Source organism: Streptococcus infantis (assembly GCF_047463275.1).
Classification (GTDB): Bacteria; Bacillota; Bacilli; order Lactobacillales; family Streptococcaceae; genus Streptococcus; species Streptococcus infantis_AF.
On sequence record NZ_JASHEE010000003.1, the window covers coordinates 66,021 to 89,531 of the forward strand.

At 40.4% G+C, this 23,511-nt stretch carries 20 protein-coding genes; 13 read left to right on the forward strand and 7 right to left on the reverse strand.

Annotated elements, in window-relative coordinates:
• The first annotated feature begins 56 nt into the window (after positions 1–56).
• The 7 genes from QM923_RS04985 to QM923_RS05015 all read left to right on the forward strand — a co-directional run bounded on the left by QM923_RS04985 (position 57) and on the right by QM923_RS05015 (position 12,139).
• Positions 57–5,360, forward strand: coding sequence for an endo-beta-N-acetylglucosaminidase (locus QM923_RS04985; RefSeq protein WP_414291091.1), 5,304 nt, complete (start codon positions 57–59; stop codon positions 5,358–5,360).
• 235 nt (positions 5,361–5,595) lie between these two features.
• Positions 5,596–6,795 carry a phosphoglycerate kinase gene (locus tag QM923_RS04990; protein ID WP_414291092.1) on the forward strand — a complete coding sequence of 400 codons (1,200 nt, stop codon included), beginning with the start codon at positions 5,596–5,598 and terminating at the stop codon, positions 6,793–6,795.
• A gap of 405 nt (positions 6,796–7,200) precedes the next feature.
• Entirely contained in the window at positions 7,201–8,145 is a 945-nt protein-coding gene (gene folP, locus QM923_RS04995; RefSeq protein WP_414291093.1) for a dihydropteroate synthase, read from the forward strand.
• Position 8,146: 1 nt separating this feature from the next.
• Entirely contained in the window at positions 8,147–9,445 is a 1,299-nt protein-coding gene (locus QM923_RS05000) for a bifunctional folylpolyglutamate synthase/dihydrofolate synthase (RefSeq protein ID WP_414291094.1), read from the forward strand.
• Positions 9,446–9,448: 3 nt separating this feature from the next.
• Entirely contained in the window at positions 9,449–10,003 is a 555-nt protein-coding gene (gene folE / locus QM923_RS05005; RefSeq protein ID WP_414291095.1) for a GTP cyclohydrolase I FolE, read from the forward strand.
• 38 nt (positions 10,004–10,041) lie between these two features.
• Positions 10,042–10,872: a dihydroneopterin aldolase gene (gene folB, locus QM923_RS05010; protein ID WP_414291096.1), complete on the forward strand. Its 831-nt coding sequence runs from the start codon at positions 10,042–10,044 to the stop codon at positions 10,870–10,872.
• Positions 10,856–12,139 (forward strand): DUF308 domain-containing protein, encoded by a 1,284-nt coding sequence (locus QM923_RS05015; RefSeq protein ID WP_414291097.1) that lies wholly within the window; start codon positions 10,856–10,858, stop codon positions 12,137–12,139. The genes folB and QM923_RS05015 overlap by 17 nt, the downstream gene beginning before the upstream one ends.
• Before the next feature lie 28 nt (positions 12,140–12,167).
• On the opposite strand, the gene QM923_RS05020 is transcribed toward QM923_RS05015, so the two are convergent.
• The gene (locus QM923_RS05020) at positions 12,168–12,485 is read right to left on the reverse strand and encodes a DUF960 domain-containing protein (RefSeq protein ID WP_004251754.1); all 318 of its coding nucleotides are present in this window, start codon (positions 12,483–12,485) and stop codon (positions 12,168–12,170) included.
• A 204-nt stretch (positions 12,486–12,689) separates the two neighbouring features.
• Between QM923_RS05020 and ccpA the strand changes: the two genes are divergently transcribed.
• Positions 12,690–13,697, forward strand: coding sequence for a catabolite control protein A (gene ccpA / locus QM923_RS05025; protein WP_004251755.1), 1,008 nt, complete (start codon positions 12,690–12,692; stop codon positions 13,695–13,697).
• 38 nt (positions 13,698–13,735) lie between these two features.
• Here ccpA and QM923_RS05030 read toward each other — a convergent pair whose 3' ends face one another.
• Entirely contained in the window at positions 13,736–14,698 is a 963-nt protein-coding gene (locus tag QM923_RS05030) for an asparaginase (protein WP_414291098.1), read from the reverse strand.
• A 65-nt stretch (positions 14,699–14,763) separates the two neighbouring features.
• Between QM923_RS05030 and QM923_RS05035 the strand changes: the two genes are divergently transcribed.
• Positions 14,764–16,158 carry a Cof-type HAD-IIB family hydrolase gene (locus QM923_RS05035; RefSeq protein ID WP_414291099.1) on the forward strand — a complete coding sequence of 465 codons (1,395 nt, stop codon included), beginning with the start codon at positions 14,764–14,766 and terminating at the stop codon, positions 16,156–16,158.
• 75 nt (positions 16,159–16,233) lie between these two features.
• On the opposite strand, the gene QM923_RS05040 is transcribed toward QM923_RS05035, so the two are convergent.
• The 4 genes from QM923_RS05040 to QM923_RS05055 form a co-directional block, all read right to left on the reverse strand.
• Positions 16,234–16,827 (reverse strand): Asp23/Gls24 family envelope stress response protein, encoded by a 594-nt coding sequence (locus tag QM923_RS05040; protein ID WP_414291100.1) that lies wholly within the window; start codon positions 16,825–16,827, stop codon positions 16,234–16,236.
• 13 nt (positions 16,828–16,840) lie between these two features.
• Positions 16,841–17,011, reverse strand: coding sequence for a DUF2273 domain-containing protein (locus tag QM923_RS05045; protein WP_006144923.1), 171 nt, complete (start codon positions 17,009–17,011; stop codon positions 16,841–16,843).
• Between the two features lie 12 nt (positions 17,012–17,023).
• Positions 17,024–17,587 carry an alkaline shock response membrane anchor protein AmaP gene (gene amaP, locus QM923_RS05050; RefSeq protein ID WP_281137677.1) on the reverse strand — a complete coding sequence of 188 codons (564 nt, stop codon included), beginning with the start codon at positions 17,585–17,587 and terminating at the stop codon, positions 17,024–17,026.
• 477 nt (positions 17,588–18,064) lie between these two features.
• Positions 18,065–18,517: a universal stress protein gene (locus QM923_RS05055; protein WP_414291101.1), complete on the reverse strand. Its 453-nt coding sequence runs from the start codon at positions 18,515–18,517 to the stop codon at positions 18,065–18,067.
• Positions 18,518–18,662: 145 nt separating this feature from the next.
• On the opposite strand from QM923_RS05055, the gene QM923_RS05060 reads away from it, so the two are divergent.
• The 3 genes from QM923_RS05060 (at position 18,663) to QM923_RS05070 (ending at position 20,220) form a co-directional block, all read left to right on the forward strand.
• Complete coding sequence (locus QM923_RS05060) at positions 18,663–19,502, forward strand: metallophosphoesterase family protein (protein ID WP_414291102.1); 840 nt, start codon at positions 18,663–18,665, stop codon at positions 19,500–19,502.
• Between the two features lie 70 nt (positions 19,503–19,572).
• On the forward strand, positions 19,573–20,010 hold the full coding sequence (locus QM923_RS05065) for an Rrf2 family transcriptional regulator (protein ID WP_247912820.1): 438 nt from the start codon (positions 19,573–19,575) through the stop codon (positions 20,008–20,010).
• Positions 20,011–20,079: 69 nt separating this feature from the next.
• Positions 20,080–20,220: a hypothetical protein gene (locus QM923_RS05070; protein WP_414291284.1), complete on the forward strand. Its 141-nt coding sequence runs from the start codon at positions 20,080–20,082 to the stop codon at positions 20,218–20,220.
• Positions 20,221–20,348: 128 nt separating this feature from the next.
• Here the strand turns inward: QM923_RS05070 and QM923_RS05075 are convergent, their stop codons facing one another.
• Positions 20,349–20,927, reverse strand: coding sequence for a class I SAM-dependent DNA methyltransferase (locus tag QM923_RS05075; protein ID WP_414291103.1), 579 nt, complete (start codon positions 20,925–20,927; stop codon positions 20,349–20,351).
• Positions 20,928–21,145: 218 nt separating this feature from the next.
• Between QM923_RS05075 and recJ the strand changes: the two genes are divergently transcribed.
• Positions 21,146–23,365, forward strand: a complete 2,220-nt coding sequence (gene recJ, locus QM923_RS05080) for a single-stranded-DNA-specific exonuclease RecJ (protein WP_414291104.1) — start codon at positions 21,146–21,148, stop codon at positions 23,363–23,365.
• Positions 23,366–23,511: the final 146 nt, after the last annotated feature.

The following is a 23,511-nucleotide window of genomic DNA, read 5'->3' on the forward strand; positions in this document are numbered from 1 at the left end:
TACTTTTTTAAAATAAAAATAAAACGCTTACTTTTTTAGAAGTGAAAGGAGAAAAAATGAAGAATCCATTTTTTGAGAAACGTTGCCGCTATAGTATTCGAAAATTATCAGTGGGTGCCTGCTCTTTGATGATTGGTTCGGTTTTATTTGCCAACCAAGCTCTAGCAGAAGAAGTTGCAATCCCAGCGAATGAAACAAGGACTACTGCTGTGGCTACAGAGCAAGCATCGCCTGCCACATCAGAGCAACCAACTACAGCTTCACCAGAGGTATTAAAGCAGTTGGAAGAGACAGAAAACAAGGTTAGTGAACAACCTATTTCAGAAGAAAAACCAACCTTGGACCAATTGACTGCAGCTGATAAGGAAGTAGCTAGTCCGGTTGCTGAAGCGCCTAAGGCTGAAGAAGCACCTGTAGCTACAGAAAATAAGGCTGACGAAGCACCTGTGGCTACAGAAAATAAGGCTGAAGAGAAAGCAACTGTTTCAGATGTTCCTAAGAAAGAAGAAAAAAGTCTTCGACCAAAAGAAATTAAGTTTGACACTTGGGAAGATTTGTTGAAATGGGAACCGGGTGCCCGTGAAGACGACGCTATTAATCGTTCCTCGGTTGAATTGGCTAAACGTTACCGTGGGCATGTAGTTAACGAAAAAGCCAATAAGGATGCCAAGGTTGAAGCTCTTGCTAATACCAACTCTAAGGCTAAAGACCACGCTTCTGTAGGTGGTGAAGAGTTTAAAGCCTATGCTTTTGACTACTGGCAATACTTGAATTCAATGGTCTTTTGGGAAGGGCTGGTTCCAACTCCGGACGTGATTGATGCTGGTCACCGTAATGGTGTCCCTGTATTGGGTACACTCTTCTTCAACTGGTCTAATAGTATTGCAGACCAAGAAAAATTTGCCGAAGCTCTTAAACAAGACGAAGACGGAACTTTCCCTATCGCTCGTAAGTTGGTTGATTTGGCTAAATACTATGGATTTGATGGATATTTTATCAACCAAGAAACAACAGGAGATATCGTAACGCCTCTTGGTAAGAAAATGCGTGACTTCATGCTCTATACCAAGGAATATGCGGCTCAAGTCAATCATCCAGTGAAATATTCTTGGTACGATGCCATGACCTATGAATATGGTCGTTATCATGCAGATGGTTTGGGTGAATACAATTATCAATTCATGGAAAAAGAGGGAGACAAGGTTCCTGCGGATCACTTCTTTGCCAACTTTAACTGGACCAAAGAGAAAAATGACTACTCTGTAACTATGGCAGAATGGCTTGGACGTAGTCAGTTTGATGTTTTTGCAGGTTTGGAATTGCAACAAGGTGGTTCCTACAAGACAAAAGTGAAATGGGATGCTCTTTTTGATGAAAAAGGCAAGCTCCGCTTATCACTTGGACTCTTTGCACCTGATACTATCACTAGTCTTGGTAAAACAGGAGAAGACTATCACAAGAATGAAAATATCTTCTTTACAGGTTACCAAGGAGATCCAACTGGTCAAAAACCAGATGACAAGGACTGGTACGGAATTGCCAACCTTGTAGCTGACCGTACACCAGCAGTGGGACGTACCTTTACAACATCCTTTAATACCGGACATGGGAAGAAATGGTTTGTAGACGGCAAAGTTTCCAAGGATTCTGAATGGAACTACCGTTCTGTATCAGGTATCTTGCCTACATGGCGCTGGTGGCAAACTTCATCAGGTGCTAAACTTCAAGCTGACTATGACTTTGAAGATGCCTACAATGGTGGTAACTCACTTAAGTTTGCGGGTGATTTAGCTGAAAATACCAACCAAGATGTTCGTCTCTACTCTACAAAACTGGAAGTAACAGATAAAACAAAACTCCGTGTTGCTCATAAAGGTGGTAAGGGAAGCAAGGTCTATGTAGAGTTTGCGACCCAGAAAAACTACACCTATGGTGGCGAGAATGCTCGTAAAGAACTGACTCTATCTGACGATTGGACAAAGGATGAATTTGACTTGAGTGCTTTGGCAGGTCAGACTATTTACGGTATCAAGCTCACTTTTGAAAATACTGCTGCCCTTAAGGGCTATCAATTTAACTTGGGTGAGTTGACTGTAACAGATAATCAAGAGGCTCCTCAAGCACCAACAGCTCTCAAAGTAGCTAAACAATCCCTTAAAAATGCCCAAGAAGCAGAAGCCATTGTCCAATTTAGTGGAAATAAAGATGCTGATTTCTATGAAGTTTATGAGAAGGATGGCGATGCTTGGCGCCTATTGACAGGCTCATCTGCTACTACGATCTACCTACCAAAAGTTAGCCGTTCAGCTAGTGCAACTGGTACTAGTCAGGAGTTGAAGGTTGTCGCAGTTGGGAAGAACGGTCTTCGCTCTGAAGCTGCAACTACAAACTTTGAGTGGGGAATGACTGTTCAAGACACAAGTCTTCCAAGACCATTAGCAGAAAACATCGTTCCAGGAGCGACTGTTATCGGAAGTACCTTCCCAGACACAGAAGGCGGCGAAGGTATCGAAGGTATGTTGAATGGAACTATCACTAGCTTATCTGACAAATGGTCTTCTGCTCAGTTGAGTGGTAGTGTTGATATTCGTTTGACCCAACCACGCCGTGTTGTGAGATGGGTCATGGATCATGCCGGTGCTGGTGGAGAATCTGTTAACGATGGTTTGATGAACACTAAAGATTTCGACCTCTACTACAAGGATGAAGCTGGGGAGTGGAAACTAGCTAAGGCTGTTCGTGGCAATAGAGCCCATGTTTCTGATATTACCCTTGATAGCCCAATTACAGCGCAAGACTGGCGTTTGCACGTTATTACATCTGACAATGGAACACCATGGAAAGCCATTCGTATCTACAACTGGAAGATGTATGAAACTCTTGATACGGAGAGCCAAAACATTCCTATGGCTAAAGTTGCAGCGCGTGTTCTAACAGACAATAAGATCCAGCTTGGATTCTCAGAAGTTCCTGCTGGAGCAACAATTACAGTCTATGACAAGGCAGATTCACAAACTCCAATCGCTACCTTAAATACGGTAGTTGGAGGGGATTTAGCAACAGAACCATTGAGCTTTGAAAAACGTCCAAGCCTTCTTTACTATCGTACACAATTGCCAGGGAAAGAAATCAGTAATACTCTTGCTGTAACGATTCCTCAGGATGATAGAAAGATTAAGTCTGTCAGTCTAGAAGCAGCACCTAAAAAGACGACTTACCAAGATGGTGAGGAATTGAATCTTAAAGGTGGTCTTCTCCGTGTCAAATACGAAGGTGAAGAAGCAGATGAAGTCATCAACCTTAGTCATGCTGGTGTTGTAGTCAACGACTACGATGCTCACCATCATGGCGAACAAGAGTTAACAGTAACCTATCTTGGTCTTCCAGTTGCAGGAAGCTTCAAGGTTCAAGTGACTGGTGAAGAAGCTGGTCCAAAAGAAGTCGCAGCCCTGTATATTAGCAAACAACCGAAAATTGACTACTTTGTAGGTGATGCTCTAGACCTATCAGAAGGACGCTTCAAGGTTTTGTATGATGATGAAACTGAGACAGAACATAGCTTTACAGACCAAGGAGTCGAAATTACAGGTTATGATGCTCAAAAAACAGGCCGTCAAAAACTTGAGTTGCACTATCAAGGACAAACTGTCGAATTTGATGTTCTAGTATCACCTAAGGCAGCCATTAACGACGAATATCTGAAACAAGAAATCACATCTGCTCAAGGACGCAAAGAAACATTAGCTTATACATTTGCTGATGCAGAAAAACAAGCAGCTCTCGTTGAGAAGATTGAAGCAGCAAAAGCTGTCCTAGAAAACCATGATGCTAGTCAAGAAGCAGTCAACCAAGCCTTGAACGACTTGAAACAAGCAGGTTCTGACTTGAATGGTGTACAGCTTTATCAAACAGCTAAGGAAGAGCTTGAAACTCTTCTAGGAAAAGTTCGTGAGAAACATGCAGACGATCCAATCATCGCTCAAGCAGAAACTCTTATTGGCTCAACAAATCCAACTCCAGAAGCCTTTGCGGACATGAAAGAAACGCTGAATAAGAAACTAGCTCCTGCAGAAGAAAGCCACCATGTGGGTAGCTTAGAAGAAGGTGAATCTACTCCAACAGTTGAATCTCTACCTGAGCTAGTGGTTGAAACAGAAACTCAAGCCTTCGAACGCCAAGAACGTCCAGCAGGAGACCTCTTATTAGGTGAACGACGCATTGTTCAGGCTGGTGTTGAAGGTCAGACTCGTCGTCTGATTGAAGTTGATGCCAAAGGCAACCGTACTCTTCTTGAGACAGAAGTAGTCAAGGAAGCAGTGGCTGAGATTACTGAAGTTGGTACCAAGGTAGAAAGCCGTGTTCAACCGCTAGACGGACAAAAAGGTTTGACAATTAGTAATCCAGCATTGGAGATTGAGGAAGAAAAAATTGCATACGACCATGAAGAACGAGTAAATCCTAGCCTTCAAGCAGGAGAACGTAGAATCGTTCAGGTAGGTGTAGAAGGCCAAACTCGTCGTCTGATCGAAGTTGATACAAAAGGCAACCGCACTCTTCTTGAGACAGAAGTGGTCAAGGAAGCAGTGGCTGAGATTACTGAGGTTGGTACCAAGGTAGAAAGCCGTGTTCAACCACTAGACGGAGTCAAAGATTTGACAATCAGCAATCCAACATTAGTAGTTGAAGAAGAAAAAGTTGCATACGGCCATGAAGAACGAGTAAATCCTAGCCTTCAAGCAGGAGAACGTCGAATTGTTCAGGACGGTGTAGAGGGTCAGACTCGTCGTCTGATTGAAGTAGATACAGAAGGCAACCGCACTCTTCTTGAGACAGAAGTAGTCAAGGAAGCAGTGGCTGAGATTACTGAAGTTGGTACCAAGGTAGAGAGCCGTGTTCAACCACTAGACGGAGTCAAAGATTTGACAATCAGCAACCCAGCATTGGTTGTTGAGGAAGAAAAGCTTGCATACGGCCATGAAGAACGAGTAAATCCTAGTCTTAAAGCAGGAGAACGTCGCCTCCTTCAAGCAGGAGTTGAAGGACTTCGTCGAAATCTGGTAGAAGTTGACACTGAAGGCAACCGCAGTCTTAAGGGAACAGAGCTTATCAAAGAAACTGTTACTGAGATTGTTGAAATTGGGCCAAAAGAGGATGTCCAAGCTGACAAACCTCTTGCACCTGCTCCAGTAACACAAGCAGCTAAGCAGGAACCAGCAAAAGCAGAAGCACAAGCTGAAAAACCTGAAGGAAAACAACTTCCAAGTACAGGTGAAGGAGTAGATGCAAATCTCCTTGCCCTTGGATTGGTCGGCGTTCTAGGTGGTTTTGGACTACTCGCTCAAAAGAAAAAAGAAGATTAAGCTAGAATTTTGATCTAAAATTGACTTCATACAATAAAAAAGATTTGACTTTTAATGGTCAAATCTTTTTTGCATAGTAGATGAGGAAAAATTGTGGTGTATACTGTCATAGCTTCAAAGGTTATCCTTATTTAATCTTGTGAAATGATTGGAGGAAAAGTTTAAGGTTTTGCTATCTCTTTTATTGATTTTGTGATATAATTAACACGTAAAAAAAAAGAAGGAGTCATATCTAATGGCAAAATTGACTGTTAAAGACGTTGACTTGAAAGGGAAAAAAGTTCTCGTTCGTGTTGACTTCAACGTACCTGTAAAAGATGGCGTGATCACTAACGATAACCGTATCACTGCAGCTCTTCCAACTATCAAGTACATCCTTGAACAAGGTGGACGTGCAATCCTCTTCTCTCACCTTGGACGTGTTAAAGAAGAAGCAGACAAAGAAGGTAAATCACTTGCTCCTGTAGCTGCTGACTTGGCTGCTAAATTGGGTCAAGAAGTTACATTCCTTCCAGGTGTTACTCGTGGTGCTGAATTGGAAGCAGCGATTAACGCTCTTGAAGATGGACAAGTTCTCTTGGTTGAAAACACTCGTTACGAAGATGTTGACGGCAAGAAAGAATCTAAAAACGATCCTGAACTTGGTAAATACTGGGCATCACTTGGAGATGGTATCTTCGTAAACGATGCATTCGGTACAGCTCACCGTGCACACGCATCTAACGTTGGTATCTCAGCAAACGTTGAAAAAGCAGTTGCTGGATTCCTTCTTGAAAACGAAATTGCCTACATCCAAGAAGCAGTTGAAGCTCCAGAACGTCCATTCGTGGCTATCCTTGGTGGTTCAAAAGTTTCAGACAAGATCGGTGTTATCGAAAACTTGCTTGAAAAAGCTGATAAAGTTCTTATCGGTGGTGGGATGACTTACACATTCTACAAAGCACAAGGTATCGAAATCGGTAACTCACTTGTAGAAGAAGACAAATTGGATGTTGCCAAAGCTCTTCTTGAAAAATCAAACGGGAAATTAATCTTGCCAGTTGACTCAAAAGAAGCAAACGCATTTGCTGACTACACTGAAGTGAAAGACACTGAAGGTGAAGCAGTAGACCCAGGATTCCTTGGTTTGGATATCGGTCCTAAATCTATCGCTAAATTCGACCAAGAATTGACTGGTGCGAAAACAGTTGTATGGAATGGTCCTATGGGTGTATTTGAAAACCCTGACTTCCAAGCTGGTACAATCGGTGTGATGGACGCTATCGTGAAACAACCAGGCGTTAAATCAATCATCGGTGGTGGTGACTCAGCTGCCGCAGCGATCAACCTTGGACGTGCAGACAAGTTCTCATGGATTTCTACTGGTGGTGGAGCTTCAATGGAGCTTCTTGAAGGTAAAGTTCTTCCAGGACTTGCAGCTTTGACTGAAAAATAAGAATATAAAAAAGGAGGCTGGGACAAAAGTCCTAGCCTCTCAATTGTCTTTGGAGTTTCGAGCAGGACGCAGTGGTTGAGTGGTCAAAGCACTGCTTTGAGGTGGCGGATAGAACTTGCGAAGCAAGTATCCTAAGTCTTTGTTCGCTTTTTAAGCTTCAAAGATGCCCTATGTTGACGGAAACTATGTTTCCTTTATCTGCAACCTTCAACAGTCTCCCAGACTGTTGAAGCTGTGCGGAGGTGGGACGACGAAATCGAATTCTAACGAATTACTGATTTCTGTCCCACTCTCTTTTTTTTGCGCTCTTTTAAAGTTTGAGAGTCCCGAGGGATAATTGGACAGAATCAAAAAAAAACAGTAAAATAGAGGAATACCAATCTAAATGAAATTTGAGTAATAATCGTGGAAAAAAGAGACAATCATACAAAAACAGCTATTTGCGGTATTATCAATGTCACCCCAGATTCTTTCTCTGATGGGGGCCAATTCTTTGCTATTGAAGAAGCCTTAAAACAGGCTCGAAAATTGATTGCTGAAGGTGCCACTATTTTAGATATCGGTGGAGAGTCTACTCGACCTGGAAGTAGCTATGTTGAGATTGAAGAGGAAATCCAACGTGTCGTCCCAGTCATTGAGACTATCCGTCAAGAAAGTGATGTTTTGATTTCGGTAGACACTTGGAAAAGTCAAGTTGCAGAAGCAGCTCTAAAGGCTGGGGCCCATATAGTCAATGACATTACAGGTCTTATGGGGGATGAGAAGATGGCGGAAGTGGTTGCCAAAGCTGGAGCTCAGGTAGTCATCATGTTTAATCCAGTAATGGCACGCCCTCAGCACCCTAGTTCACTTATCTTCCCTCATTTTGGCTTTGGAGAGCCTTTTACAAAGGAAGACTTAGATGAGTTTGAAAAACTACCAGTAGAAGAATTGATGACAGCTTTCTTTGACCGTGCTCTAGTAAGAGCGGAAAAAGCAGGAATTTCGAAAGAAAAGATCATGCTGGATCCTGGGATTGGCTTTGGCTTGACCAAAAAGGAAAACCTCATACTTCTACGTGACCTTGATAAATTACACGAGATGGGCTATCCTATCTTTTTAGGAGTCTCTCGTAAGCGCTTTGTCATCAATATTCTGGAAGAAAATGGTTTTGAAGTAAACCCGGAAACTGAAGAAGGCTTCCGCAATCGTGATACGGCTTCAGCTCATGTGACTAGTATCGCTGCTAGGCAGGGTGTAGAAGTGGTGCGCGTACACGATGTAGCCAGCCACAAGATGGCAGTCGAAATCGCATCAGCCATTCGTCTGGCAGATGATGCGGAAAATTTAAACCTGAAACAGTATAAATAAGATGAATAAAAACGAAACGAATCAGTGGATAGCTAACTATCGGACAGACCAACCGCATTTTGGTTTGGAGAGGATGGTGAAGCTATTAGCTCTACGTGGCAATCCCCATCTGAAACTCAAGGTTATCCATATCGGAGGAACCAATGGTAAGGGGTCTACTATAGCCTTTTTGAAGAATATACTGGTAAAGATGGGGCTAAGAGTTGGAGTCTTTAGCTCACCCTATCTGATTCATTATACCGATCAGATTGCCATTAATGAGGAATCTATCCCAGAAGCAAGATTAGAGACTTTGATGGTAGACTATCGCTCACTACTTGAGGGGGAGCATGCTCATGATTTGCAGGGAACGACAGAGTTTGAGATTATCACTGCTATAGCCTATGACTATTTTGCTTCTGAGCAAGTCGATGTGGCCATTATGGAAGTAGGTATGGGTGGACTTTTGGATAGTACCAATGTTTGTCAGCCTATCTTAACAGGTATTACGACCATTGGGTTGGACCATGTAGCTCTACTAGGGGATAGCTTGGAAGCTATCGCGGAGCAGAAAGCTGGAATTATCAAACAAGGAGTTCCCCTGGTAACAGGAAATATTGTCCCAGAAGCCTTAGCAGTTATCAACCAAATCGCGAAAGCGAAAGAGGCTCCTAGGCTTGTTTATGGGAAAGATTATCAAGTCAGTCATCAAGGGAGTGTGGGGACGGGAGAAGTCTTTGACTATACAAGCCCGCTTAGACAAGGTCGCTTTCAGGCAGGATTGCTGGGTTTGCACCAAGTAGAGAATGCTGGGATGGCACTAGCTTTACTAGATAGGTACTGCCAGGAGAGTGGACGAGAATTGGCAAGGAATGATATAGTGGCTCAAGCCTTAGAAGAAACAAGTTGGCCAGGACGCTTTGAAGTTGTTTCTAGAAGCCCTTTGATGATTTTAGATGGGGCCCATAATCCCCATGCTATCAAGGCTTTGGTAGAAACATTGCAAGAACGATTTGCTGATTATCACAAGGAAATACTTTTTACATGTATCAAAACCAAGGCCTTGGAGGATATGTTAGACTTGTTAGAAACTTTGCCAGATACTGAGCTGACATTGACTCACTTTGATGACGGTCGAGCGACAGACGAAAAAATACTGAAAAAAGTAGCTTATTCTAGAAATCTAAACTACAAAAGTTGGCAGGCATTTCTAGACCAAAAAATGACAGAAAATGAAGAGAAAAAAACAGTTAGGATAGTAACGGGCTCCTTGTATTTCTTGAACCAGGTGAGAGCCTATCTAATGGAGAGGAAAAACTAGAAAATGGATACACAAAAAATTGAGACAGCTGTAAAAATGATTATCGAAGCGGTCGGTGAAGATGTTAACCGCGAAGGCTTGCAGGAAACTCCTGCACGTGTAGCTCGCATGTACCAGGAGATTTTTTCAGGACTTGGTCAAACTGCGGAGGAGCATTTGTCAAAATCCTTTGAAATTATTGATGACAATATGGTAGTAGAAAAGGATATCTTTTTCCATACCATGTGTGAACATCACTTCTTGCCATTTTATGGGAAAGCTCATATCGCCTACATTCCAGACGGACGTGTGGCAGGTTTGTCAAAGCTAGCACGTACAGTTGAAGTTTATGCTAAAAAGCCACAGATTCAAGAACGCTTGAATATCGAAGTGGCAGATGCTTTGATGGACTATCTAGGTGCCAAAGGTTCTTTCGTTGTTATTGAAGCAGAGCATATGTGTATGAGCATGCGTGGTGTTCGAAAACCAGGAACTGCAACCTTGACAACAGTAGCTCGTGGAGTGTTTGAAACGGATAAAGATCTTCGAGATCAAGCATACCGTCTCATGGGGTTATAAAAATCGATTCAAACGATTTTTTCTAGAAAGGACTAGTTATGGATCAATTGCGCATTAAGGATTTGGAAATTTTTGCCTATCATGGTCTTTTCCCGAGTGAGAAGGAACTGGGCCAAAAATTTATCATTGATGCAAGCTTATCCTATGATATGACCAAGGCTGCTACGGACTTAGATTTGGAAGCTTCTGTCCATTATGGCGAGCTCTGTCAGCAATGGACGACTTGGTTTCAGGAAACCACTGAAGACTTGATTGAAACAGTTGCCTACAAACTAGTAGAGCGCACTTTTGAAACCTATCCAATAGTTCAAGAAATTAAACTGGAACTCAAAAAACCATGGGCGCCTATTCATCTACCACTAGACACCTGTTCAGTAACCATCCATCGCCGCAAACAAAGAGCCTTTATTGCTCTAGGTAGCAATATGGGGGATAAGACGGCTAATCTCGAACTAGCTCTTGGCAAGATGCGTACTCGAGGGATTCGTATTCTCAAAGAATCTAGTGTGATTACAACTGAGCCTTGGGGTGGTGTAGAACAAGATAGTTTTGCCAATCAGGTGGTTGAAGTCGAAACTTGGCTGCCGACTCCAATCTTGTTAGAAACCTTGTTGGACATTGAGGCAGAAATGGGTCGGGTTAGAGAAGTGCATTGGGGACCTCGTTTGATTGACTTGGACTTGCTCTTTGTAGAGGATCAAGTTATTTATACAGATGACCTCATCTTGCCGCATCCTTATCTTGCTGAGCGTCTTTTTGTCCTAGAGTCACTTCAAGAAATAGCGCCTCATTTCATCCATCCAGTCCTAGGACAACCGATTCGTCACTTATATCTTCAATTGGAGAAAGAAAATGGCCAAGGTTTCTGAAACTTATAGTAAATGGAAAAGTATAGGGGAAGGTCTTGTAGCTATTGTCTTAGGCCTTCTCTTAGTTTGTTTTGGGCAGGTAGTTCCGATACTGGGTTACCAACTCCTGATGGCCTACTTTTTCTTGTCGGCAGTTTGGCAACTATTGACGCGATGGTTTCAAGAAAAGTCCCGTAGAGAAAACATATTTGTAACTCTAGCCAAGCTTTTTCTTGCAGTCATCCTATTTGATTCAGTCATCTTACAGGACATCGCTCTCTATATCTTGGTTATCCTCATTGGAAGTTATCAGATTTTTACAGGCCTAATCAGTCTGATTACCTGGTTACTATACCGGAAAAATCATATTCATCCAAGGATTAATTACTTATTTGATGCTGTATGGATGATGGGATTTGGTCTCTATAGTATTTCTCCTTTTCATGATGCGACAAATTTTGAATTACTCTTACTTGGTTTTTACTTGATTATGTTGGGGGCAAGCAGCCTCAGAGATGGATTCTTTTTTGAAAAAGGGAGAAGCAATCCTAAGCTCAAGCGTAGAATGAGAATGACCCTGCCTATATTTATGACAGCCTTGATTCCCATCAGCACCTTACGACGATGGAATGAAAGGTTATCTACTCATCAGACGGAAGAAAGCGAAGTGCATTTGGAGAGAAAAAATGAAAAATCTGTTGATTTAGAAATTTTCATCCATACTTCAGAATCATCTTTCTTCTTGGCCATGGGTCATGTAGATATCTGCTATCAAGGTCAGGTTATTTCCTACGGCTCTTATGACCCACATTCAGAGCGCTTGTTTGGTACAATTGGCGACGGGGTTTTATTTAAGGCCAATCGTGAAAAATATATTGAACTTTGTAAGAGAGAAAGCCAGAAGACCCTATTCACCTATGGTTTAAGCCTGTCTCAACAACAGAAAAAAGCCATCGAAGAACGATTGAGAGAGATAGAAAGCCTCTTGATACCTTGGGAGCCAAGTTCACAACTACTGAAAAGAAGGGAAGGAGAGGTCAAACATACCTACTCTTATCAGCTGAAACACGAGGCTGATGCAACCCTCTATAAGTTCACATCATCTAAATTTAAAACCTACTTTGTTCTCAGTACAAACTGTGTTCTATTGGCCGACTCTATTGTTGGAGAGGCTGGAACTGATATCCTGAGTCCCCAAGGTTTTATCGTCCCTGGGACTTATCAGGACTATCTTGATTTAGAATTTAAAAAACCGAGTGGTATCGTGGTCAGTCGTTCTATTTATTAAAAAAACTCTAGTCAGAAGGCTAGAGTTTTTAAAATAGGTCATTTTCTTCAGGTAGGAGGATGGTTTCCTTACCGTCCATATCCATAACAAGTACTTTCGGTGGGTATAATGGGTCAAAAGGATGATTAAAATCGAAGTCAATCGTAGTCGGTAGATGCTCACTTGAAAAACGGAAGGTGATGGAACCGTTACTGTTTAAGAGCTGAAATTCCAACTCATCTTCTAATTCAAAAACATGCTTTAAAAAATGATCAATAATGTACCAGATTGAGTCAATCACATCGTCTGGGAGATTGGTTACCACACCAAAGCTGGCACAACGTCTATGAGAATCCGTAAAAGCCATCCATTCCTCCTGCTTAATTTTTTATTATCATACTGCAAACTGGCCTAAAAATCAAGAAAAGTAAACTAATTTCAGAAAATATGATTTTTGATACATTTTTTTCAAAGAAAGTTTATATATCCCTTGAAAATGCTTACAATTAGTGGTAAACTAGTAGTGGTGTAAACATGAAAACAAAATTTTCAACATTAGAAAGGAAACGGTATGAACACAGATGATACAGTAACAATTTATGACGTTGCTCGAGAAGCAGGGGTTTCAATGGCAACTGTCAGTCGTGTAGTCAATGGCAACAAGAATGTCAAAGAAAACACTCGTAAGAAAGTTCTAGAGGTGATTGATCGCCTAGACTATCGTCCAAATGCAGTAGCTCGTGGCTTGGCAAGCAAACGAACAACAACTGTTGGGGTTGTCATCCCAGATATCACGAACACTTATTTTGCTGCGTTAGCAAAAGGGATTGATGATATTGCAGAGATGTACAAATATAACATCGTCCTTGCGAATAGTGATGAGGATGATGAAAAAGAAGTGGCAGTAGTGAATACACTCTTTTCAAAACAAGTTGATGGTATTATCTTTATGGGCTATCACTTGACAGAGAAAATTCGCTCAGAGTTTTCACGTTCACGTACCCCTGTAGTTCTTGCAGGAACAGTGGATGTAGAACACCAGCTTCCAAGTGTTAATATTGACTATAAGAATGCTACTGCGGATGCTGTTCGCCATTTGTTGAAGCGTAACAAAAAAATTGCCTTTGTGAGTGGCCCGTTGGTAGATGATATTAACGGTAAAATTCGCTTGGTTGGCTACAAAGAAGCTTTGAAAGCAGCAGGAGTCAACTATAGTGAAGGACTTGTATTTGAATCTAAATATCGCTATGATGATGGTTATGCTTTGGCAGAGCGCTTAGTTTCTTCAAAAGCAACTGCAGCGATTGTGACTGGTGATGAATTGGCAGCTGGTCTCTTGAACGGCTTGGCTGATCATGGAGTTTCAGTCCCAGAAGACTTTGAAATCATTACGAGTGATGATTCTCAAATCGCTCGCTTTACTCGACCAAGCCTTACAACTATCGCACAACCCTTGTATGATTTAGGTGCGATTAGTATGCGTATGTTGACTAAAATTATGCATAAGGAAGAATTGGAGGAACGTGAAGTCCTTCTCCCTCACGGTTTGACAGAACGCAAATCAACTCGCAAAAAGTAATAAAAAACCAGGAATCTAGCTGATTCCCTGGTTTTTTCTCATCCTTCCATATATGTTTGGAGTTGTTCGCCCTTAAGTCCAGCATTGATTGCGATAAGAAGCTTCAGTCGTGCTTTTTGAGCGTTTAGTTCTTTTACAAAATATACACCATCATTCTGAAGACAAACACCACCGCCTTCGTAGGCGTAAACAGGTTCTGCAATCCCATTGAAACAACGTGAGACTAGTGCAATAGGAAGTCCTGCTTGACTGAGAGACTTTAATTTTTCAGCTGTTTCCTTTGGTACATTTCCAGCGCCAAAAGCCTGAATAATCAATCCATCTAGTTGGTCAACAGGAAGTAAATCGAGAAGTTCATCGGTCATGCCCGCATAAACAGGGATAATAGGAACCAATCCTTTAATGCTCTCAAGGTCAAAACGAACACGAGGTTCTGCCGTTTTGAAGTAGAGAATTTCCTGCTTCATAATGAGCCCGAGTGGTCCATGAGTTGGTGTTTGAAAGGTACTAACGTTAGTAGTATGCGTTTTTGTGACATATTTGGCGGCGTGAATTTCATCGTTCATAACGACCAGTACACCCTTATCAGCAGCCTTGTCGTCACTCGCAACGCGTAAGGCGCTAAGATAGTTGTAGACACCATCACTTCCCAGTTCATTGGAGCTTCTCATAGCACCTGTCAGGACGATGGGTATATGAGGTACTTCCATGGTGTCGAGGAAATAAGCCGTTTCTTCTAGGGTATCTGTCCCATGTGTAATAACAACACCATCATAGGCCGATGCCTCTTGTTTAATTTTTTGGTAGAGGGCCAACATATGCTTAGGCTTGATGTGTGGACTAGGCAAATTTAAAAAATCCAAGGAATGGACTTCGATACCTTCGAGAGGATTAGAGATATGATTCATAGGGTTATCAGCACTAGTCCTTACAGCTCCAGATTCATCTGCCTGCATGGAGATAGTGCCACCAGTATGTAAAACAAGGATTTTCTTAGTCATGATTCACTCACTTTTTCTGAAATGTGGTATAATCATTGTATCATAAAAGAAAGGAATGAGATAGAATGGAAGTCAAAGCTGTGTTTTTTGATATTGATGGAACGCTTGTAAATGACAGTAAGAGTGTTTTGAAGTCCACTAAGGAAGCTATCAAGATTGTGAAAGAACAAGGGGTGCTTGTTGGGGTGGCAACAGGGCGAGGACCTTTTTTTGTTAAGGATTTGATGGACGATTTGGACCTGGATTTTGCAGTAACCTACAATGGCCAATATATCTTTAACAAAGATCGTGTTCTTTTTGCTAGCCCTATTGATAAGAGAAGTCTCAGACAAATCATCTCTTATGCCAAGGAAAATCGAAAAGAGATTGCCATGGGAACGCGACAAGACGTTGTCGGTTCTCGGATTATGTCCTTTGGACTCAGCCCTCTTTCACAGCTAGTTAGTCGATTTGTACCTAAATTTTTGACTCGTACTGTTAGTCATTCCTTTAATCGTATGGTCAGTAAGGCCCTTCCTCAGAAGGAAGATGATTTGTTGGACTTAATCAATCAGCCAATCTATCAGGTGCTTATGTTGATGACGCCTGAGGAGACAAACCATGCTGCTGAAGTATTAAATCATTTGAAATTCACCAGAAGTAATCCATTCGCGGCCGATATTATCAATCAAGGAAATTCTAAGTTAGAGGGTATCCGTCGTGTCGGGAAAGAGTATGGTTTTGATCTCAATCAAGTCATGGCCTTTGGGGACTCAGATAATGACTTGGAAATGTTGGCTGGTGTTGGGATGTCTGTTGCCATGGGAAATGGTAGCAGCAGCGTAAAAGAAGTTGCCAAGCATATTACTGCCAGCAACCAAAACGATGGGATTCATAAGGCTTTGGAATATTTTGGAGTTTTGTCTTCTGAAAAAGTCTTTGTCAGTCGTGACTATCATTTTAACAAGGTTAAAACCTTCCATCATATGATGGACGAGCGAACTCAAGAAGAACCAATAGCTTGGGATTTGCAAGGGGCGACCCACCGTTCTAGCTTTAAGATTGAAGAGTTAGTTGAATTTGTCCGTGCTGCAAGCAATTCTGAAGAGGAATTTCAACAAGCTGTACAAGATTTGCACCAGGCACTTGATATAGCTGCCGAAAAAGTATCTCAGTCAACACCAGCTGAGAAAACCCTCGTTGGTCAAGTGGATGCTTTGATTGACACGCTCTACTTTACTTATGGAAGTTTCGTTTTAATGGGGGTAGACCCCGAGAGAATCTTTGAGATTGTCCATCAAGCAAACATGGGTAAAATCTTCCCAGATGGTAAGGCTCATTTTGATCCAGTAACCCACAAAATCTTGAAACCAGATAACTGGAAAGAAAAGTACGCTCCAGAGCCTGCAATCAAAAAGGAAATAGAGCGCCAAATCAAGGCTTATGAACGTCATAAGGAAAGAGAAAATAGAATGAGTTAGAAGCTCCAAGATGAAAAATTAAACTACCTATTGGATTTATTCAATAGGTAGTTTTGTTCATATTAGATTTTGGAGCTAGTTTACACGACTTTTTTCTTTAGATGTTACATCTTTTACAGCTTCGACACCTTCACTTGCTTTTTCTTTAGCAGTTGATACACCACTACTGAAACCAGTTTTAACTTTTTCAAATTGTTCGGATGCAAATTCACCTGTTGACTCTGCTGCGTCAATTACTCTATCTTGAAGACTCACTGAGTCTGCTTCAAATTGTTCTTTTGTTTTGATATCAACAACGTTCACGTTTACTTCAACAACTTCAAGATTTGTCATTTGTGAAACTTCAGAAGTGACAACTTCTTTAATTTTGTTGTATAGTTCAGGAACGTTAATTTTGTATTCTACAACAACATTCAAATCGACAGCAACTTGTGTCTTACCGACTTCGACATTAACTCCGCGAGTAACATTATCTGTGTTAATAATTTTTTCAGTTAAATTAGAGAAAAATCCTCCATCAACGTCCAAAAGACCAGGTACTTTTTCTAATGCTAGACCAATAATTTTTTGGATAACCTTATTTTCATAAGTAAGGCTTCCTTTTACTTCATGAGTAGTAGCAGTAGATTCATTTTTTTCTGTAGAAACGTTTTTTTCCAAGTTTGACATATGCGACTCCTTATTATTTATTTATATAGTTTTTTTGGATATATAATCCAATTACAATTCCTAAAGCTCCGAAAATCAAAACAAATAGTGTTTTGAAGAAACCAAAGGAAATAATTAAACAAGCTAGAATAATACCTATTAAGCCTGATAAAATTGGATACTGATACTTTTTAAGTAATTCCATCTTTTCACTTCCTTAATCTACACGACTTGCAGTTTTTTTGTGTTGAGTTGGAGGTTGATAGTTTTTAACCAAAACTTCAAGTTTTACCTCACGGTCAAGACCAAAAAACTGCCTTAATCCTTGAGTTATTTCATTTTGAATTGACTGGCACTTAGTAGAGACGTTGTCTGATGTAATTATTCTACCTTCCACGTAAACAAAACATTTATTTCTTCTGACATTTACACGGATAGTTGGATTTTTAATCAACTCATAATCATCAACAACACATCTAACGAACCCTTCAATAGCTGAATTTTTTAGTTTAAGCTTATCATCTTTAGTACCTAATTGAATATCCAGATATTGCTTAGGATAAAATAGTATAACTAGGATTGATGATAAAACTAATACTGATAGGATTAATGTCCCCCAAAAGATGTATTTAGAAATGAATGTAGCAAAACTCCATTCTCTCCAGCTAAACAATTGAATGCCTAGGTCACTTGCTTGTTGGTAATCAACCAAGATGGGGAGGAAGACTGTCAAGATAAGAATGCAGAAAATAAGTAAAAGTATTTTCTTTGTTTTTGACATATACAATCCTTTCGAATTAAACTCATAGATTATTGTAACATTTTAGGGAGGTGTACAACAATCTATCATCTTCAAGATAGAAGAATACGGAATTAGTAACTTTGAAAAGTGCTACTATGATAGATGAGGTTAGCTAATTTAGTTAACGAAGGTCTCATATTCCCGAGGGATTGTTAATAGAGAACTAGGAAAATGGAGTAAGTAGTTTCAAAACAAAATGTATGATACCCTTAGACGTAAGAATGCCAAGTCGTCTATAACAAGTGGCAAAATAATGAGTCTCCTTTTCTAAACTGTGATTACATTCTCAGTTGCTTTTAGTATACCACTCTTTGAAACCGCTGTCAATTTTCGAACATCCTCTCCTTTACTTTACAGATTAGTTTAGGATTTTTTGACGAATATAGTCCTTGCTGTATAAAAGGCTATCACTAATAAAAAGCAAGGTCGGGATTTTCCCGACCTCTTTTTTTCTCATTATAAAGTTTTATCCTTGTCTCGAACGACGAGAAGGTCAACGCTTGTATGGCGAAGGATATATTCAGATGAAGAGCCGACAAGCAACCGTTCGAAGGCGTTAAGTCCTGTTGCTCCAACCAAAATCAAATCAACGTGTTCTTGGTCAGGGATTGTTTTAGCCAAAAGAGTTTTAGGATTTCCCATTTCGATGACAACTTGAATATCTTTAAGACCAGCGTCTCTTGCACGCTTTTCATATTCTGCCATCAACTCTTGTGCCTCGACTTGTAACTCTTCGTAAACTTCTGCATCGAATGTTGAAATGCTTTGAAGAGCACGAGTATCAATGACATGGGCAATGGTTAATTTAGCCTGGTTACGCACTGCTGATTGAACTCCTTTGACAAAAGCCAAATCAGCTTCTTTTGAACCGTCGACTGCTACCATGATGTTTTCGTAACGTTGTGTCATAGCAAAAACCTCCTTATTTCTTATCACCTTCATTGTAATCCTTTTCACTAAAAAAGTAAAGTAAAACATGATAGCAAAAATGAGGCTTTTTGACTTTGATTTTGAGAGTGTTATAATTAAAGGATAGAAGGCAAGAGGGGATCATATGACAAAAATTGCGGTACTTTCAGATATTCATGGCAACACAGGAGCATTGGAAGCAGTTCACGCAGATGCGGAAAAGGCAGGAGTTGAGGAATATTGGCTTTTGGGAGATATTCTCATGCCAGGAACCGGTCGAAAAAACATTCTCCAACGATTGGAAGGTTTGCCAATTACGGTTCGAGTTTTGGGGAATTGGGAAGAGAGTTTGTGGCGAGCTGCTCATCGAAAATTAGATACGAGTAGGCCCAGTCATCGCTACCTCTTGCGTCAATGCCAGTATATTATGGAAGAAATTAGTCTAGATGAAATTGAAGCTCTACAGGCATTTCCCATGCACATCCACCGCCAGTTTGGAAATCTGAAGGTAGGGATAAGCCACCATTTGCCAGATAAAAATTGGGGAAGAGAACTGATTCATCTTGGCAAGCAGGAGGATTTTGACCGTTTGGTGACTAATCCTGACTGCGATATTGCCATCTATGGGCATATCCACCAGCAATTTCTACGTTATGGAAGTGGTGGGCAACTTATTTTGAATCCAGGTTCGATTGGGCAACCCTTCTTTTTATCAGCAAATCTACGTAAGGACTTGCGGGCCCAATATATGATTTTGGAATTTGATGACAAAGGATTGAAGGATGTAGACTTTCGTCGTGTTGATTATGATGTTGAGGCAGAATTGCAGCTGGCTAGAGAGTTACAGTTGCCCTACTATAAAATTTACTATGAAAGCTTAGTCAATGGAATTCACCACACTCATAATCAAGAATTACTCCATGAAATTGCTCAAAATGAAGGACATGATGCAGAATTGGATGATTGGCTTAGTCGTAACTCTTGACATTACAACTATAGAAGCTATAATAAATATAAGAGAAGAATGAGTTTAGTTAACGAAAAAGGAGGACTGCATGCAAATTTCAAGTCGATTTACCATCGCAACCCATATGCTAGTTATTATCGCCCTAAAAGGGAAGGAAAGTAAAGTAACCAGTGATTTTCTAGCTAGCAGTGTAGGAGTCAATCCTGTTATTATCCGAAAAACTTTGTCTCAACTGAAAAAAGCAGACTTGATTTCTGTCGCGCGTGGAACTGGAGGGGCAGAGATTATCAAAAATCTTGAGGATATCAGTCTTTTGGATATTTATCAAGCGGTGGAATGCCTTGGAAAGACTGGACAACTCTTTAGTTTCCATGATAATCCTAATCCTGACTGTCCAGTAGGAGCCAATATCCATGGGGTTTTAGATGAAAAGTTAGATAAAATTCAAGAAGCCATGGAAGAAGAATTAAGCCAAACCAGTCTTGCTCAAGTTGTGGCAGATGCAGAGAGTAGGATAGAAGGATAAGAGGACCTAAGGTCCTCTTTTTATTTTTAGCTAATTATGATGAAATGTAATTAGATAAAGGAGAAGAAGATGTATCTTGTTACAGAAATAATATCAGCCTTTATCCGTGAATTTGTAGCTCTATGTGTGACATTAAAGTGGCTCTTTATGTTCTTCTACGGATTATTATTCCTAGCTCTTCTTTTATCCTATAAGGGAATTCTTTGGTAATAAGAAACTCTCCTTATTTTTAAGGAGAGTTTTTATAATAGAAATAGTTGGAAAGAAGTAGACAGAAAAGCTTGATTACTGAAGAAAAAATGAAGTAGAATTATTTCAGCGCTTGTTCTAAGAAGTGATTATCTTATCGCCGATGTGAGAAATAGTTGAGAAGGTTTATCAAGGAAAAGATTGTCGGAACTATAAAGTATTTGGGTCTGAATGTCTGAGAAGCCATGATTTTTAAGAGTCTCCTCAAGTTCCGAAATAATAAAGCCATGGTTTTCTCCATCTGGTACGGTATAATCAGCGATAAATAGTTGTCCTCCGGGAGTCAAATGTTCCTTGAACATAGCTAGACTAGAATCAAGATGAGGCATGTGATGAAGAACACGACTAACGATAATGAGATCGAATGTTTGCTCTAATGGCTTAAGCACTAAGTCTTGTTGAATCAAGTGTAGATTTTCAAGTTTTTGGTTTTTAACCTTGATACGAGCTTGCTCCAGCATTTTTTCTGCGATGTCAACCAAGGTCACTGACTTGGCTTGTTTGGCTAGAGGAAGAGCGATAAGTCCAGTTCCTCCTCCAAAATCCAGGATTGATTTGGTAGATAGTTCAGGGACTTGTTGCTTGATCTCTGCATTTACAAGGTCTGCTAGAAATTGATTTTTGGGAGAATCGAAAGATTCTGCTCGATGATTAAAATGATGTTCCATATCAATAGTGTAGCATAAAGAGAAGATATTTTAAAATGTTGGCTAGGTCTTGTTGGAAAGGGATAGAGTTATCGACTGGTGTTTAGCTTTTTTTTAAGCTTGATAAAGACCGGAGTTTTTTGGGATTTTGATTGAAAGAGTTAAGGAAATAAAGAGGAGAAAAACTAAAAATCATGTTATAATAAAGGGATAGAATCGTAAGAAAGAGTGGATGAATTTTGATTATTCCGACTTATAATTGGCAATTTGCACCTCAAGTTGAGGATGCGGATTTTACAAAAATCGCCAAGAAAGCGGGGCTAGGGCCTGAACCTGCTCGTTTATTATTTAGCCGAGGTATTAAGGATGAGGATAGTTTGTCTCGTTTTTTGGCACCAAGTCTAGATGATTTACATGATCCCTATCTTCTCCACGATATGGACAAGGCAGTGAATCGTATTCGTCGTGCTATAGAGCAGGGGGAATTTATTCTCGTTTATGGAGACTACGATGCAGATGGGATGACATCAGCTTCAATCCTTAAAGAAACATTAGAACAATTAGGAGCTGAGTGTTTAGTCTATCTTCCTAATCGTTTTACAGATGGTTATGGTCCTAATGCCAGTGTCTACAAGTACTTCATTGAGCAACAAGGGATATCCTTAATTGTAACCGTAGATAATGGAGTTGCAGGCCATGATGCTATTGACTTGGCTCAATCTATGGGAGTAGATGTTATTGTAACGGACCACCATTCTCTACCAGAGGTCTTACCTGATGCTTATGCAATCGTTCATCCGGAGCATCCTGAAGCAGACTATCCTTTTAAAAATTTGGCGGGTTGTGGGGTAGCTTTTAAACTAGCTTGTGCCCTCTTGGAAGAAGTGCAGGTTGAGTTGCTTGATTTGGTTGCTATTGGAACGATTGCTGATATGGTCAGTTTGACAGATGAAAATCGTATCATGGTTCAATATGGTCTAGAAGTTTTGCGCAATACCCAAAGACTAGGCCTCCAAGAACTATTTGAAATTGCAGGGATTTCTAGTAGTGACCTTACAGAAGAAACTGTTGGTTTTCAGTTAGCACCACGATTAAATGCCCTAGGACGCTTGGATGATCCTAATCCTGCTATTGAGTTACTAACTGGCTTTGATGATGAAGAGGTGCGTGAGATTGCCCTCATGATTCAAGATAAAAATGAAGAACGTAAGGAAATTGTTCAGGCTATTTATGAAGAAGCTAAAAGCTTGGTAGACCCTAACAAAAGTGTTCAAGTTTTGGCCAAGGAAGGTTGGAACCCAGGAGTTCTTGGGATTGTGGCTGGTCGCTTGTTGGAAGAATTAGGGCAGACAGTTATTGTTCTGAATATTGAAGATGGTCGTGCCAAGGGTAGTGCTCGAAGTATTGAAGCAGTCGATATCTTTGAAGCCTTGGACCCGCATCGGGAACTTTTTATCGCCTTTGGTGGGCATGCAGGCGCTGCAGGTATGACACTTGAAGCGGAACAGCTAGACGCCTTATCGGAAATTTTAGAAATTTATGTAAAAGATAAAGGAATAGATGCCAAGGGCAAGAATACATTATATCTAGATGAAGAATTAGATTTGGAAAGCCTAAGTTTAGAGACGGTTAAAAGTTTTGAACGATTAGCTCCTTTTGGAATGGATAACCAAAAACCTGTTTTTTATATTCGAGATTTTCAAGTTGAAAATGCTCGTTCTATGGGAGCGGGAGATAGTCATCTAAAATTGAAGATTTCTAAAGGGACCGCTAGTTTTGAGGTAGTAGCTTTTGGTCAAGGATCAAAGGCTACAGAGTTTTCTCAGGTAAAACAACTGGAATTGGCAGTTACCCTTTCTGTTAACCAATGGAATGGGCAAACAACCCTCCAGTTGATGATGGTAGATGCCCGTGTGGACGGTGTTCAACTTTTTAACATCCGTAGTAAGAGTGTAGAGATACCAGAGGGAGTACCTGTCCTAGATTTTACCAGTGCTTTGCCAGAAATACTTTCTAGCCCAGCAATCGTTGTAAAAAATATTCCCGAGGATCTCAGTCTACTCAAACAAGTGTTGCAAGAACAGGATTTCTCTGCTATTTACTTTAAAAATGATATCGCTAAAGCATACTATTTGACAGGTTATGGTACAAGAGAGCAATTCGCTAAGCTTTATAAGACAATCTACCAGTTCCCAGAATTTGATATTCGTTATAAGCTCAAGGACTTATCAGCTTTTTTGAAGATAGAACAGATCTTGCTAGTCAAAATGATTCAGATTTTTGAAGAACTTGGTTTTGTTACGATTGAAAATGGTGTAATGAAAGTAAATAAAGATGCTGCCAAGCGGGACATCGCTGAAAGTCAGATTTATCAAAATCTCAAACAAACTGTTAAAAATCAAGAAATGATGGCACTTGGAACAGTACAGGAAATCTATGACTTTTTAATGGAAAAATAGAAGAAAAGAAGCTGAGATAATCTATCTCAGTTTTTTGTTGTCTCTTATAATTTTTAAATTATTTGTTCTTTAGAATGTTATGTAGTAAAAGTATACATATTTGTAACATGACTACAACATAATTCTAAAACAACTGACATGTAAAT